This window comes from Arthrobacter sp. Y3223151 (assembly GCF_059091125.1).
Genome location: NZ_JBNHGI010000001.1, coordinates 733717 through 749497, shown reverse-complemented (window position 1 = coordinate 749497; position 15781 = coordinate 733717). Strand labels below are relative to the sequence as shown.

The window sequence follows — 15781 nt, the reverse complement described above, 5'->3', positions numbered from 1 at the left end:
CCCAAGGTCCTCGTCGGATGCTGTGGCCAGCCACACATCACACGACTAGGGGGAGTCACCGTGTTTACTGCACCAACCGATCCACAACCCAGGAGGGGCACCGAACGTGCCCGCAAGGGGAAGCCATCCTTCCCCCAAAAAGTCACGGCCGGGCTCGCCGCGCTGGTGTTGGGCGCGGGCGTACTGCCCTCCGCCCTCGCCCCGGCGGCCTTGGCAGCGCCGGTAGGCCAGGGCCTGACCCTCAACGCCGGGGACATGCGGTTCATCCTTAAGCAGATCAAGATCGCGGAAAACCACGCCACCAAGGAAGACGCCGACGGCAAGCCCGTGCCGGGCCAGCCGCTCCTGGGCCCCGGCCCCAACCAGATAGCCAATCCGCTGCTGCCCTACGGGCTGCGCACCGTGGACGGGTCCGACAACAACCTGGTGCCCAACCAAGGGCACTTCGGCGCGGCCAGCCTGCCCTTCCCGCGACTGGCAGAACCGGAATGGCGGACCACCGCCGGTGGGCAGTCGTACAAGTCGGTCAACGTTCCGATGATCCGGGACGCCGACCCGCGCTTTGTCAGCAACGTCATCGTGGACCAGACCTCCAGCAATCCGGCCGCGATCGCTGCGGCCGGCAAGGCGCACCGGTCGGTGAACGACGGCCCGACGGCGATTCCTTGTGACGCCGATGGCAAGCCCGAAAACTGCGTGCCCGAAGGCGAAACACTTGACATCCCGAATGTCACCACCGACTTTGGGCTCTCGCCGCCATACAACGGCTTTTTTGCCCTGTTCGGCCAGTTCTTCGACCACGGCATCGACTTCACCAAGAAGACCAGCAACGTCGTCATGATGCCGCTGCTACCGGGCGATCCGTTGTACGTGGAGGGCTCACCAACCAACTTCATGATGCTCAACCGGGCGGAGAACCAGCCCGGGCCTGACGGCGTGCTCGGCACGCCGGACGATATCCAGGACGCCACAAACACGGATTCCCCGTGGGTGGACCAGAGCCAGACGTACTCCTCGAACCCGTCCCACCACGTCTTCCTCCGCGAGTACGAGCTGAACGAAAACGGCGATCCGGTCTCGACCGGTGAACTGCTTGAGGGCGGCCCAGGCGGTATGGCGACTTGGGCGGATATCAAGGACCAGGCCGCATCCCTGCTCGGCCTGAAGCTCTCCGATAAGGACGTCGTGAACATCCCGATGCTGGCCACTGACCAGTACGGGCGCTTCCTGCGTGGTCCTAACGGCTTGCCGCAGTACATCACCCAGGACAAGCAGTTCGTGGAAGGAAACCTGGAAGATCCCGTGGCGCCGCCGGCCGATGTCCAGCGGATCGGCATCGCGTTCTTGGACGACATCTCGCACAACGCGGCACCGTTCGACTCGCGGGGCGCGGCCCTGACTGCCGACGGCGACACCGACATCACCCCCACGATCGGCCAGCAGGCCGCAGGCACTTACGACGACGAAATGCTCAACGCGCACTTCGTTGCCGGCGACGGCCGCGTGAACGAGAACATCGGACTCACCGCCGTCCACCAGGTCTTCCACTCGGAGCACAACCGACTGGTCACCTACATGGAAGAACTGCTGACGTCCCTGAACCTGGACCTGAACGAGTGGAAGCTCCCCAACGGCGAATGGAACGGGGAGCGTCTCTTTCAGGCCGCACGGTTCGTCACGGAGATGGAGTACCAGCACATCGTCTTCGAGGACTTCGCGCGGAAGATCCAACCGGGCATCAATCCGTTCAACGTCTTCACTCAGGCGGACACGGGAATCGACCCGGCGATTGAGGCAGAATTCGCCCACGCGACCTACCGGTTCGGACACTCCATGCTGACGGAAACGGTGGACCGGAAGACCAACGGCGGCGCCGATATCGGCCTCCCGCTGCTGGACGCATTCCTGAATCCACCGGCCTACTACGCAAACGGGGACAGCACGATGACCCCCGAACAGGCCGCCGGCGCGATCGCGATGGGCATGACGGACCAGGTGGGCGCCGAACTCGACGAGTTCGTCACCGACACGCTGCGCAACAGCGTTCTCGGCCTGCCCCTGGACCTGGCCGCACTCAACATCGCCCGGGGGCGGGACACGGGCGTTCCGTCGCTGAACAATTTCCGCAAGGATCTGTACGCGAAAACCAGCGAATCGTCCCTGAAGCCCTACAGCAGCTGGGTGGACTTTGGGCAGGCGCTGAAGCATCCGGATTCGGTGGTCAACTTCATGGCCGCTTACGGGACGCACCCCAGCATCACCGAGGCCACGACCATCGATGCCAAGCGCGCCGCGGCGCAGAAGCTCTTCGACATGAGCCCCGACCCGGCGGCGGAAACACCGGCCGACGCCTATGACTTCGTCAACAGCAACGGGGACTGGGAGAACGACGGCGCCGCCTCCAAGACCGGCCTCGACGCGGTCGATCTGTGGGTGGGAGGCCTGGCCGAAGCCCAAAACCTCTTCGGCGGGCTGCTCGGTTCCACCTTCAACTACATCTTCGAACGCCAAATGACGGAACTGCAGGACGGGGACCGGTTGTACTACCTGTCCCGCACCTCGGGCCTGAACCTGCGGACCCAGCTCGAAGGCAACTCCATGGCAGAGCTGGTGATGCGCAATACCGACGCCGCCGCCCTCAAGGCGGATGTCTTCGGCGTCGCAGACTGCGAGTTCGAGATGGGCAATATCGTCCACACCTCGGGCAACAACGTGGCCGATGACCCCGCCTCCGCCTGTGACGAGTCAGCGCTGCTGCTCCGCATGGCCGACGGCACCATCCGCTACCGCGTTTCCAACACCGTGGACCGCCCGGGCCTGAACGCCCAGGCGACCTACAACGGCAGGGACGACACCGACGGCGCCGACGGGACCGACCGGATCTGGGGCGGCGTCGACAATGACACCGTCTGGGGCAACGGCGGTGATGACATCATCGAAGGCAACGACGGCGCGGACACCATCCTGGGCGGCGCCGGCAACGACCGGATCACCGACTCCCACGGGGACGACGTGCTCAAGGGCGGACCGGGCAACGACGCGATCGACGCCGGTCCCGGCCTGGACATCATCATGTCCGGCGAGGGAGACGACTTCTCCAACGGCGGGCTCAACGGTAACGAAACCTTCGCCGGTGAGGGCAATGACCTCATCATCGCCGGCGACGGCCCGGACACCGTGTTTGGCGGCGGCGGTGATGACTGGGCGGAAGGCGGCAACGCAAACGACCTGCTCCAGGGCGACAGCGGCGCACCGTTCTTCGACGACATCAACAACCCCGGCCACGACGTCCTCATCGGCGACAGCGGCGAGGACGACTACGATGCCGAGGGCGGGGACGACATCATGGTCGCTGGCCCGGGCATCGAGCGCAATCACGGCGTTTACGGCTTCGACTGGGTGACCCACGCCCGGTCGGTCGAGGCGGCCGATTCCGATATGCGCATGGTCGTTGTGGAGGGCCCGAACGCCCTCAAGGACCGGTTCCTGCTGGTCGAGGCCCTCTCCGGCTGGGACAAGGACGACGTCCTGCGCGGTGATGACGTCGTTCCGGCCGATCCCGACAACGAGGTCGCCGTGCCCGGACTCACCAATACTCTCGATGCTGAGGGCATCAAGCGGATTACCGGCCTGGCCGACCTGCTGCCCGCCGGTGCCACGGAATTCGGCGCCGGCAACATCATCATCGGCGGTTCCGGTAGTGACCAGATCTGGGGCAACGGCGCGGATGACGTTATCGATGGCGACAAGTGGCTGAACGTGCGTTTGAGCGTACGCGACGCCCAGGGCGCTGAACTGCGCTCTGTCACCAGCCTGAAGAGCATCCAGGCCGACATCATGGCCGGCCGGATCGACCCGGGCAACGTTGCCATCGTCAGGGAAATCCTGAACACCGCGGCTGCCACGGACATCGACACCGCCAACTTCTCCGGCGCATTCGATGAGTACGACATCACCACCGTCGACGGAGTCACAACTGTGGCCCACGTCCGCGGCACCGGAGACGACGGCACCGACACCATCACCAACGTCGAGCGCCTCCGGTTCACCGACCAGACGATTGATCTGACGGACAAGGTAGCCCCCACGGTGACGGACCGCGCGCCGGCTGCCGGAGCTACTAATGTGCCGGTGGACACCAACATCACGGCAACGTTTAGCGAGGCCGTCACCGGGGTCAACGGGACAACGGCGACGTTGACGGCCACGGGAGCAACCGCACCCATCGCCGCCACCGTGACCTACGATCCGGCCACCCGGACGGCGACGCTGGACCCGCAGGCGAACCTGGCGCTCAACAGGGTCTACACGGTTCGGCTCACCAACGGAATCCGGGACGCGGGGCGCAACACCCTCGCCGATACCAGCTGGACGTTCACTACTGTCGGACCGGTTCCGTCGGTCACCGGACGCACCCCGGCGGCGAACGCCACCAACGTGGCGGTCAACAGCAACATCACCGCTACCTTCAACGAACAGGTCACCGGAGTCAACGGCACAACCTTCCGGGTCACCGACTCGGCCGGCCAGGCGGTGGCTGCGACAGTAAGCTACAACCTTTTCACCAGAACGGCCACGCTCAACCCGAATGCCAATCTGCTGAACAACACCACCTACACCGTGACGTTGACGAATGGCATCCGGAATCTGCAGGGCGGTGCCCTTCCGGCAACCACGTGGGATTTCACCACCATCGGGACTGCACCGGTCATCACCGGGCGGACTCCGGCGGCGAACGCCACCAACGTGGCCACCAACAGCAACATCACCGCTACCTTCAGCGAACAGGTCACCGGAGTCAACGGCACCACCTTTCGGGTCACCAACCCGGCCGGCCAGGCAGTGGCTGCAGCAGTAAGCTACAACCTTTTCACCCGGACGGCCACGCTCAACCCGAGTGCCAACCTGCTGACCAACACCACCTACACCGTGGCGTTGACCAATGGCATCCGGGATCTGCAGGGCAACGCCCTTCAGGCGACCACCTGGAACTTCACCACCGCTGCCGCTCCTCGCATCGCAGGACAGGCACCGGGGGCGAACGCCGCCAACGTGGCAGCCAACGGCAACGTCACCGCTACCTTCAGCGAAGCGGTCACCGGAGTCAACGCCAACACCTTCCGGGTCACCAACTCGGCAGGCCAGACAGTGACTGGCGCAGTGAGCTACAACGCTGCAAACCGGACGGCCACCCTCAACCCGAACTCCAACCTGTTGACCGGCCGCACCTACACCGTGCAGTTGACCAATGGCATCAGGAACCTGGCGGGTAACCCGATCACGGCAACCACGTGGAAATTCACCACCGAAGCCGGGCCGTCCATCACCGGACGGACTCCGGCGGTGAACGGCACCAACGTGGCCACCAACCGGAACCTGACGGTGAAGTTCAGCGAACCGGTCAAGGGCGTCAGCGCCAGCACCGTGACGCTGAAGACCTCGGCGGGCAAGCTGGTACCGGCCACCGTCAAGTACGACGCTGCGAAGCGCACGGCCACGGTGGACCCGAAGGCGATCCTGCCGAGCAGCACCCGCTTCACGGTGCGCCTCAGCAACGGCATCACCGACGTCAATGGCAACCGCCTGACGGCTTCCAGCTGGAGCTTCAAGACGGAGAGCCGGCCCACGGTGTCCAAGCGGACACCCGCGGCCGGAGCCAAGTCGGTCAGCCGGAGCGGCAACGTCTACGTGAAGTTCAGCGAGGCTGTCTCCGGAGTCAACCGGTCCAGCTTCAAGCTGGTCGACAGCAAGGGCAAGACCGTTTCGGCCAAGATCAGCTACAACTCGCGCACCAAGACGGCGACCCTGAATCCGTCGAGCAAGCTGAAAGCTAATGCCAGCTACAAAGTTCGGCTGAGCAGCAGCATCAAGGATGCCTCGGGCAACGGGCTGTCAGCCACCAGCTGGTCCTTCAAGACCGGACGGTAAATAACCGCCTCAACCAGTAAAGAGTCCAGGCTTCGGAGAAATCCGGGGCCTGGACTCTTTTCCGGGCCCAAGAGCCCGGAGCTTCACCGTCGCCAACATGTCCCCGTCCGGCGGGATGGCAGAAGCCGCGCCACAGCTTGTTGGGGGGATAAGCTCTGGCGCGGCTTCCTCATCTACGTAATCGCGGGCGGGTACGAGAAAGTTACGGGTCCGGTGAAACTTTTTGAAAAGTTTTTTCGGCCGCTGCCGGCCGCCGCAGCATCAGTGCGCCGAGACGATCTCCACGCTGCTGGCGAGTCGCCGGTTCTTCAGCACCGGCAGGAACTCGCGCACCTCGTCGATCCGTCGCCTGGTCACGTCAACGGTGACCACGCCGCGGAGTTCATCGTCCAGGAAGCCCTTAGGAATGCCCATCGGGTCCAGGATCGCCGAATGTCCCACTGTGTTGGTGCTCGACGTCCCGGCCGCGGCCACCCAGCAAGTGTTCTCGATGGCACGGGCGCGCAGCAGCGTTTCCCAGTGGTCGATCTTGTGGTCTCCCTTGAACCAGGCGGCGGGCACGCACAGCACGTCGGCGCCCTCGGACGCCAGCGCGCGGGCGAGCTCGGGGAAGCGCAGGTCGTAGCACGTGAGCACCCCGATGTTCAGGTCGCCCAGCTGCACGATCTTCAGGCCGCCGTCACCAGGCTTGATCCGCTTGGACTCCTGGTAGGAGAACGCGTCGTAGAGGTGGAGCTTGCGGTAGGTGTCGACGATCCGGCCCGTGGCATCGACGATCACCAGCGTGTTGTACGGCCGTTCCTCGCCGCTGGATTCGTAGCCGCCGGCGATGATCGCGATGCCGACTTCAGCGGCGATGAAGGACAGCTGCTGCACGAACTTGCTCCAGTTGGCGTCGACGGCCGCGGCCAGGTCGCCCTCGACGTGGCGCACGGTGAACATCGATTCCTCGGGAAACACGACCAGCTCGGCGCCGTCGGCCTTGGCTTCTTCCGCGAGTGAGCGCACCGTCTGGAGGTTCTCCGTCACGTCCCCGCTGGGGTTGAGCTGTCCGACGCTGATCTTCATACTGCGCTCCCGTCTTGATGGCGGTGTGTGTCCTTCCAGCCTACCTAAGACCAACCTGCCCGGCGCTTCCGCGGGGGCAGTGGATTCACTGCCCGACGGCGGCGCGCCGGCTCAGTGGGTTAATGGCGTCAATCCCCGGGGCGACTTCAACGGGGTAACGGTGCCACTCCTTGGGCCGACTTGCGGAGTGCCCTGCCAGTCCTTGGCCGGGAGGGCTTTGCGCGGCGTGCTCCGCCAATACCTCGGCAGGGCTCAGTGTTTACCGGCGCAGCGCAGGATCGCCTCCACAGAGCGGTCGGCGTCTTCCTCCGTAGTGGACCAGTTGCTGACGCTGATCCTCATGGCGACCTTCCCGTGCCATGTGGTCCCGGAGAGCCAGAGTGTTCCCTCCTCCTGCACCCGGCGCACCACCTCGCGGGTGAAGTCGTCCGGGTCCGAGCCGTCCTCCGGCGTAAACCGGACCAGCACCTGGTTGAGCACCACCTCGTTGAGGATCTGCACGCCGTCCGCCTCCGCCAGCCGTCCTGCCATCCGCGACGCCAGCGAACAGCAGCGCCCCACGAGGTCCGCCACCCCTTCGCGGCCGAGCGTCCGCAGCGCGGCGTAGGCCGGGAAGCCGCGGGCACGGCGGGAGAACTCCGGCACCCACGCGACCTCGTCCCGTTCGGCGCCGTACTCCAGATAGGCGGCATGCGGCGGGGACATCGTGCGCTGGTGCACCTCGGCGTCGCGGACAAAGGCCACACCGGAGTCGTACGGGACGTTGAGCCACTTGTGCGCGTCGGTGGCCCAGGAGTCGGCCAGCTCCACGCCGTCCAACAGGTGCCGGTGATCCGGGCTGGCAGCGGCCCACAGCCCGAACGCGCCGTCGACATGGATCCAGGCGCCGTCCCGCCGTCGTACTCGTTCCACCGCCGGACGGATGGGATCGAAGGACCCGGTGTTCACGTTGCCGGCCTGCAGGTTGACGATCAGCGGCATGTCGGCGGGAATCCGGTCCAGCACGGCGTCGAGCGAGTCCAGCGTGATGCTGCCCTGCGCGTCGGTGGCCACCGAGTAGATCCTGCGGCGACCCAGGCCCAGGTACTGCAGCGCGGTCAGCACGGTGCTGTGGGCTTCTTCCCCTACGACGACGGCGATTTCCGGCGCGCCGAACAGGCCGTCGCCCACCACGTCCCAGCCCACCCGTTCCAGCACTGCCGTCCGTGCCGCAGCCAGGCAGGTGAAGTGTGCCATCTGGCAGCCGGTCACCAGGCCGAAGCCGGCATCCGCGGGCAGCCCGAACAGGTCCAGCAGCCAGGCGCCCACTGCCTCTTCCACCACGGAGGCGGCCGGACCGGCCACATACAGCCCGGCGTTCTGGTCCCAGGTGGAGGTCAGCCAGTCGGCCGCGAGCGCGGCGGGCTGGGCGCCGCCGATCACGAAGCCGAAGTAACGCGGACCGGCCATCGCCACGGCGGCCCGCCCGCCGACGTCGGCCAGGTGCTCAATGACCGCTTGCGGGTCTTCGCCCTGCTGCGGCAGGTCCCCCGCCAGTTCACGGCGCAGGGCAACCACATCCAGCCCCGATTTCACCGGTCGCCCGGGCAGGGATTGCAGGTATTTCGCCGCTAGCTCGGCCGTGCGGTGGAGCAGTTCGTCGTCCCCCATGACGAGCATGTTACGCCGCGGCCCTGCCCTGCGACAGGCGGCGGGCCCGAACGCGCTGGCCGCGGGCAGATCCCGCGGCAAGCAGGGCAGGTCCCGCAGCACTCATGACGGATCCCGCGGCGTTCATGGGCCGGCCAGGGCATACGGGCAGGCCGGTCGTCGAGCGGCGTCTCAGTTCACGAGCGGCGCCTCAGTTCACGAGCGCTTCGAAGCCGGCCAGGTACCCCAGGGCATGGCTGGTGAGCAGGATGGCCGCGAGAACCCCCAGGACGCCGGCAACCATCAGCCAGTCCGCCCTGCTCAGCGGGATTTTCCGCCAGATGGTCCGCGGGCTCAGGCCCAGGCCCCGCGACTCCAGCGCCTGGGCCATCCGCTCGCCCTTGCGCACGGAGACGACCAGCAGGGCAAACGCCGCGTTCCCGTAGGCGCGCAGGCCGCGCGGCAGTGAGCCGTCCGGACGGAGCCGGGCCCGGACGGCGTGGGCCTGCCGAATGGTCAGCCACTCCCGCGGCATCTCCTGCAGCATGCGGTACCCGGCCAGGACGGCGTAGGTGATCCGGGGCCCGAGCCCGGCGTGCTGGTGCAGGCTGCCCATCAGCGCGACGCCGTCGGTCGAGGCGAGGAAACCGATGGCCAGGATCCCGATGACCAGGGTGCGCAGGGCCAGGGAACCGCCGACGGCGAGGCCTTCGACCGTGATCCGCAGCGGCCCGGAGGTCCATAACACCTCGCCGGGCCGGCTCAGCGCATTGACCATGAAAACCCCCAGCCCGAAGGCGACGAAGGGCACGTGCGCCAGCGCCATAGTCCTCAGCCTCAGGCGCGTGGAGGCGGCGACCGCGGCCAGGGCCACCAGGTAGAGGACGGCGGGCGTCACCGGATCGAAAATGAAGACCAGGGCCAGCGACACGACGAACAGGAGCGCGAGCTTGATGGTGGGATTGCGCCGGGCCAGGACGCCGCCGACGACGGCGGAAGCCGGGCCGGCGGCGAAGTCCGCGCTCATGCCCGGCTGCCGATCTGCGGGTGCGCGGCACCGGCGCGGGTAACGCCGCCGGTAACGGCGGCATCGAGCCGGTCGAGGACGCGCCGGATCTCGTCCGCGGAGGCGAACTCGGCCAGCAGCCAGTCGATCAGCGGTGGTAGCCGCAGGCCGGCGCGGTGCAGGACGGCGGGGTCGCGCAGGATGTCGAAGACGGGGCCGTCGGCAATCACCTTTCGGTCCGCGATCACGATGGCCCGGTCGGCCAGCGTGGCGACGGTCCGCAGGTCATGGCTGGAGAAGAGGATGCCGCGGCCAGCGGCGGCGGCATCCCGGAAGGCTGCCACCGTGGCGATGGTGTCCCGCCGGTCGAGGCCGAACGTGGGTTCATCGGCCAGGAGCGCGGGCCGCTCGTGGGCCAGCATGGCCGCCACGCTCAGGCGGCGCTTCTCGCCGCCCGACAACCGGAAGGGGCTCTGGTCCGCCACATGGGTGAGCCGGTGCCGCGCCAGGAGACGCCCGAACCGTTCGGCGGGGGCGTCGGGAAGGCCGTGCCGGACTTCGTCCCGGACGGTGTGCGCCACGAACTGGTGCTCGGGATTCTGGAACACCATCCCCGGACGTTCCCCGCCGACGGTTCCGGCCGCCGGCGGAAGGAGCCGGGCCAAGGTGAGCAGCAAGGAGGTTTTGCCGGCCCCGTTCGCTCCCAGCAGGGCCGCGATTTCGCCGCGCCTCAACCGGAGCGTCACATCCTTAAGAATCGCAGCCTCCGGCGGGACATCGCCTGCATTCCGGCGCTTCTTCCGCCCGGGCATCGTCCGCGAGACGGACAGGCTCTCGGCGGCCAGCACCGTCTCGCCGGTCGCGGGCACCGCGGCAGCGGGCACCGCGGCCTCCCCCTCGGGGACAGGCGGGGTTACGTCCTCGGGGTCCGGCGCCGCCAGCTGCCGCAGGTCCGAACAGACGTCGGGCGCGCCGAGGCCGCCGGGCCGGCCGGTGACGGCCAGCAATTCCGTCTCCAGCGGCAGCCAGCATCCGGCCGTGTTCAGCTGGACGGCATGGGTCCCCAGCACGTCGGCGGTCGCGCCGTCGGCCAGGACCTGGCCCGCGTCGCCCAGGACGACCGCCCGGCGCGGCAGGCCGGCTATGCCGGCCACGCCGGCGTAGTCGTCCAGCCGGTGTTCGACCAGCACCACTGCCGGCCCGTAGGCGGCCGTGGCAGCGCTGACGGCGTCCCGCACCGCGGCCAGGCCTGCCGGGTCCAGCATGGAGGTGGGTTCGTCGAGCAGCAGCAGGTCCGGTTCGGCGATGAGGCTCGCGGCCAGCGCCACCCGCTGGCCTTCTCCGCCGGACAGCTGGGCTGTCGGGCGGCCGCGCAGGCCGGCGGCACCAACGGAGGCCAGCGCGGCGTCGATCCGTGCGGATATCTCCTCCGGAGGCACCGCGCGGTTCTCCAGCGGCAGCGCCAGCTCCTGTTCGACGTCGGGAAGGCAGACTCCGGAGGAGGGATCCTGGGCCAGCACGCCGACGTGCCGGGAAAGCTCGGCGACCGAGGAATCGGTGGTGGCCACGCCGTTCACCGACACCGTGCCGGCCAGGGTGGCGACCACCGAGTGCGGGACCACCCCCGTGACCGCCTGCAGCAGCGTGGACTTACCCGACCCGGAAGCCCCGAACACGATCAGGTGTTCCCCGAACCCAAGCCGCAGCGTGATGTTGCGCAGCACGGCCGTGTCCCGCCGGGGGAAGCCTACGGATACGTCATCGAGCTCCAGGACCGGGTCAGCGGTGCGCATCGGTTGTGCCCAGCCGGGCGCGGCCAATCGCAAAGTTATCCACCACGCCGGTCTTCGCCAGCCCGTCGACGATGATCTTGCCCAGCAGCCCGCCCACAATTACACCGGAGATCAGGTGGATGACCAGGCGGGTCCAGAACAAGTCCTGGCCGTACCAGCCGGACCGGAAGGCCGAATAGAAGAAGACCAGACCGGCGCCGAACAGCCCGGACAGGGCGTAGGTAAGCCAGCCGTAGGAACGGTAGCGGGTGGCCGCGAACGGGATCTCGCTGCCAATGCCCTGAATGGCGGCCGCGATGAAGAGCAGCGGACCGACGGCGGAGCCCAGGAACACCACCTCTATCACCGAGGCCAAAACCTCGGCCAGGACGCCGGCGAAGGGACGTTGGACGATGGCGATGGCGATCGGAGCCACCAGCAGCCAGCTTCCGGCCAGGAAGTGCTGCGACAGGTCTCCGGCCGGGCCCATCAGCAGGGACAGGGCAGTCCAGGCCTGGACGAAGACCCAGTAGAGGAAACCGAAGACGACGCCCAGGACAACCAGGAGGACGAGGTCCTTCAGGGTCCAGGCACCGCGCGGGAGGGCATGCTGCTGCGAAGTCGATGATGGCATGACTGGTCCTTCCGCTTCAGGAGGCGCTGGGGCTGTTGATGGAGAGCGTGGCGTGGGTCGTCACGTGCTGGACGGACCGGCCCACCAGGATCCAGCCGGCGGCAATGGTCTGCAGCACCTGGGCGACGTCGCCGTCCAAGCGGGTGACGAAATGCTCCGCCTGCACCACGACGCCCGTGGACTTGGCGTAGTCGATGGCGGCGTAGATATCGCGCATGTGGTCCGCCGAGGCGCCGCCGGTACCGCCGTCGGCCAGGGGGTAAAGCGCCCAGTCGGCGGCGGCCTCGATTCCCGTGGGTTCCAGTTCCGGGATCTCGGAGTACAGGGCCGCGCCGCCCTCGGGTATCTCGCAGCTGACCCCGCCCGGGCAGCCCCGGGACAGGAGCACGGAGGCCGAGACATGCGCCCCGGTGCGTCCCGCCGCGGCAATGACCTGGCTCAGGTAGCGCAGCACATCCTGCTCGGCGCCGGTCAGGTAGGTGCTCACCTTGCCGGTCTGCACGTCGAGGCCGGTGGAGTCGGCCTGGCCCAGTGCCGCCAGGATGACGTCGGCGTAGTTGTCGGCCATGACCGCCAGGGTCAATCTCGCGCCCACGCCGAACTCGCGGGGAGTGGCGGTGAACTTGTCGCTGCCGACGGCAGCAATGGGGGTGTTCGTCGCTGTGACGATCGAGTCTGATGTTCGCATGTCGCGCCCTTAGGTTTGTTAAACGGGGCACGGGTAGTAAAGAGTCAACGTCCCTGCGCTGGCATGATCCAGATCAGGTTCGACGGTCGAAACTTGAGAAGTTTCCTCTCAGCCCGGCTCACCGGACTCCCGTGTTGCCCACGAGTCTAACCCATCGGGCGCGGTAGTGGCGAAAGGTTTCAACGGCTTGAAAGGGGCTGTGAAGGCGGGGATGCGGCGGGGGCGCGGACATCACTGCCCGCGCCCCCGCCGTCGTCATCCAGCGGTAACGGCCCGACACCGAACCGGACGCACCGCCGTCGTCATCCAGCGGTAACGGCCCGACGCCGAACCGATCGCCCCGCCGTCGTCATCCAGCGGTGACGGCCCGACGCCGAACCGGACGCACCGCCGTCATTGGTCCTGCTATTCGTTGATCAGGTCCCGCACCACGATGGTCTGGTCGCGGTCGGGGCCAACGCCGATGGCGGAGAACCGGGTGCCGGAGAGCTTTTCGAGCGCCAGCACGTAGTTGCGGGCGTTCTCGGGCAGGTCTTCCAGGGTTCTGGCGCCGGTGATGTCCTCGGTCCAGCCCTCGAAGTACTCGAAGATCGGCTTGGCGTGGTGGAACTCGGTCTGGGTCATCGGCATTTCGTCGTGCCGGATGCCGTCCACGTCGTAGGCGACGCAGACCGGGATCTGTTCGATGCCGGTGAGGACGTCCAGCTTGGTCACGAAGTAGTCGGTGAAGCCGTTGACCCGGGCGGCGTGGCGGGCCAGCACGGCGTCGTACCAGCCGCAGCGCCGCGGCCGGCCGGTGTTCACGCCGAACTCCCCGCCCTTCTTCTGCAGGTACTCGCCCATGTCATCGAACAGCTCGGTGGGGAACGGCCCGGCGCCCACGCGGGTGGTGTATGCCTTGATGATGCCCACCACACGGTTGATCCGGGTGGGGCCGATGCCCGAGCCCACGGACGCGCCGCCGGCGGTCGGGTTGGAGGAGGTCACGAACGGGTAGGTGCCGTGGTCCACGTCCAGGAACGTTGCCTGTCCGCCCTCCATCAGTACGACCTTGCCCTCGTCCAGCGCCTTGTTCAGCACGTAGGTGGAGTCGATGACCATCGGGCGCAGCCGCTCGGCGAAGGAGAGGAAGTACTCCACGACCTCCTCGACGTGCACGTCCCGGCGGTTGTAGACCTTGACCAGCAGTTCGTTCTTCTGCCGCAGCGAGCCTTCGACCTTCTGCCGCAGGATCGATTCGTCGAACACGTCCTGCACGCGGATGCCCAGCCGGGCCACCTTGTCCATGTAGGCGGGGCCGATGCCCCGGCCCGTGGTGCCGATCGCGCGCTTGCCCAGGAAGCGTTCGGTCACCTTGTCCATGGTCTGGTGGAACGGGGCCACCAGGTGGGCGTTGGCCGAGACGCGCAGCCGCGAGGTGTCCGCGCCGCGGGCCTCGAGCCCGTCGATCTCCTCGAAGAGGGCCTCCAGGTTGACCACGCAGCCGTTGCCGATGATCGGAGTGGCGTTGGGGGACAGGATGCCGGCCGGCAACAGCTTCAGCTCGTACTTCTCCCCGCCGACGACGACGGTGTGCCCGGCGTTGTTGCCGCCGTTCGGCTTAACCACGTAATCCACGCGGCCGCCGAGCAGGTCGGTAGCCTTGCCTTTTCCTTCGTCGCCCCACTGGGCTCCGACGATCACAATTGCTGGCATGGGATCCTCCCCCATTCGATGCGGCGGAAGCCCCGGACAGACTGCACATCAAGGAGCCGCTGCCGCGCATGAGAACGCCCCTCACTCCGGATGGAGTATTTGGGGCTCTTACCCGCCAAGTTTAGCGGATGGGCCACAATCGACCGGAATCCGCGGGGCCGGATGCGGTTTCGGGGCGGAAACCGGTGCGCGGTGGCGGGCCATGCGGCTCCCGGGAGCGGCCCGTCGCTCGACGTCGAGCCCAGCCGAAACCGGGACGCCAGATTCGAGTGGCGGGAAGATGCAGCGAAACCGGCCGTTTGGCTGCATCTTCTCACCACTCGATCAGGCGAAGGCTCTCGTGCCCGGCTACGGCAGCGCTTCAACGGATACGCAACGCCCCACAGCACGACGGCGGAGGGCGGCTTGCTCTGGCCTGCACCGCCGGGGCCGGGTAGCCTGCGGGACATGGCCGCCTCTCAACCGATGGCACGGATCGGCATTTCCGGCTGGCGATACCCGCGGTGGCGCGGCACGTTCTACCCGAAGGGCCTGCCCCAGCGCCGCGAGCTGGAATATGCCTCCGGCCGCCTGAATTCAGTCGAAATCAACGGCACCTTCTATTCGCTGCAGCGCCCCTCCAGCTTCCGGCAGTGGCACGCCGAGACGCCTTCGGACTTCGTGTTCGCGGTCAAGGGCGGGCGGTACATCACCCACATGAAGGGCCTGAAGGACGTCCGGGACGCCTTGGCGAATTTCTACGCATCGGGGGTCCTGGGCCTGGGCGAAAAGCTCGGACCGTTCCTGTGGCAGCTGCCCGAACGCGCCAACTACGACGCCGAGGTGATGGAGAAGTTCCTGGTCCAACTGCCGCGCAGCACGCACGCTGCCGCCGCCTTGGCCGCCGGGCACACCGAACTGATGAAGGACAGGACCTGGATCCCCGACGGCGGCGCCGACCGGCCGCTGCGCCACGCCCTCGAGATCCGCAGCACCACGTTCATCAACGAGGAGTTCTACGACCAACTGCGCCGGCACAACACGGCCCTGGTGCTGGCCGACAGCGCCGGAAAGTGGCCGATGTTGGACGAGATCACGGCCGACTTCGCCTACGTCCGGCTGCACGGAAAGGACGAACTCTACGTCAGCGGTTACCGGGACGAAGACCTGGACCGGCTGGCCTCGACGGTCGGCGGATGGCTGGACGGCTCGGGCTGCCCCGACGGCGCGGGCAGGGATGCCTACGTGTACTTCGACAACGACGTCAAGGTCCACGCACCGTTCAACGCGATCGGGCTGGCCGAACGGCTCGGCATTCCAGCGGGCCGATGACCCGGCTGCTGGCAGAACAGCTGGCAGAATGGCCGGGCATTCCAGCCGGC

9 protein-coding genes and 1 riboswitch are annotated in these 15781 nt (G+C 67.3%); of the genes, 2 read left to right on the top strand and 7 right to left on the bottom strand.

What is annotated here, in order from left to right; translation table 11 throughout:
- The first annotated feature begins 60 nt into the window (after window positions 1-60).
- Complete coding sequence (locus tag AC5RUP_RS03605; RefSeq protein ID WP_494153568.1) at window positions 61-5928, top strand: Ig-like domain-containing protein; 5868 nt, start codon at window positions 61-63, stop codon at window positions 5926-5928.
- A 261-nt stretch (window positions 5929-6189) separates the two neighbouring features.
- Here the strand turns inward: AC5RUP_RS03605 and AC5RUP_RS03600 are convergent, their stop codons facing one another.
- The 7 genes from AC5RUP_RS03600 to AC5RUP_RS03570 all read right to left on the bottom strand — a co-directional run bounded on the left by AC5RUP_RS03600 (window position 6190) and on the right by AC5RUP_RS03570 (window position 14420).
- The gene (locus AC5RUP_RS03600; protein ID WP_494153569.1) at window positions 6190-6996 is read right to left on the bottom strand and encodes a carbon-nitrogen hydrolase family protein; all 807 of its coding nucleotides are present in this window, start codon (window positions 6994-6996) and stop codon (window positions 6190-6192) included.
- 252 nt (window positions 6997-7248) lie between these two features.
- Window positions 7249-8646: a pyridoxal phosphate-dependent decarboxylase family protein gene (locus AC5RUP_RS03595; RefSeq protein WP_494153570.1), complete on the bottom strand. Its 1398-nt coding sequence runs from the start codon at window positions 8644-8646 to the stop codon at window positions 7249-7251.
- A gap of 190 nt (window positions 8647-8836) precedes the next feature.
- A complete protein-coding gene (locus AC5RUP_RS03590; RefSeq protein ID WP_494158272.1) occupies window positions 8837-9652 on the bottom strand; it encodes an energy-coupling factor transporter transmembrane component T family protein in 816 nt (271 codons plus the stop codon).
- Window positions 9649-11424 carry an ABC transporter ATP-binding protein gene (locus tag AC5RUP_RS03585; protein WP_494158271.1) on the bottom strand — a complete coding sequence of 592 codons (1776 nt, stop codon included), beginning with the start codon at window positions 11422-11424 and terminating at the stop codon, window positions 9649-9651. Before AC5RUP_RS03585 ends, AC5RUP_RS03590 begins: the two co-directional genes overlap by 4 nt.
- Window positions 11411-12037 (bottom strand): ECF transporter S component, encoded by a 627-nt coding sequence (locus AC5RUP_RS03580; protein ID WP_494150797.1) that lies wholly within the window; start codon window positions 12035-12037, stop codon window positions 11411-11413. Before AC5RUP_RS03580 ends, AC5RUP_RS03585 begins: the two co-directional genes overlap by 14 nt.
- 16 nt (window positions 12038-12053) lie before the next feature.
- Window positions 12054-12725: a YkoF family thiamine/hydroxymethylpyrimidine-binding protein gene (locus tag AC5RUP_RS03575; RefSeq protein ID WP_494153995.1), complete on the bottom strand. Its 672-nt coding sequence runs from the start codon at window positions 12723-12725 to the stop codon at window positions 12054-12056.
- Window positions 12726-12757: 32 nt separating this feature from the next.
- Window positions 12758-12868, bottom strand: a riboswitch (TPP riboswitch).
- Window positions 12869-13130: 262 nt separating this feature from the next.
- Window positions 13131-14420, bottom strand: a complete 1290-nt coding sequence (locus tag AC5RUP_RS03570; protein ID WP_494069464.1) for an adenylosuccinate synthase — start codon at window positions 14418-14420, stop codon at window positions 13131-13133.
- Between the two features lie 447 nt (window positions 14421-14867).
- Here AC5RUP_RS03570 and AC5RUP_RS03565 point away from each other — a divergent pair, with 447 nt between their 5' ends.
- Window positions 14868-15731, top strand: a complete 864-nt coding sequence (locus AC5RUP_RS03565; RefSeq protein ID WP_494153994.1) for a DUF72 domain-containing protein — start codon at window positions 14868-14870, stop codon at window positions 15729-15731.
- Window positions 15732-15781: the final 50 nt, after the last annotated feature.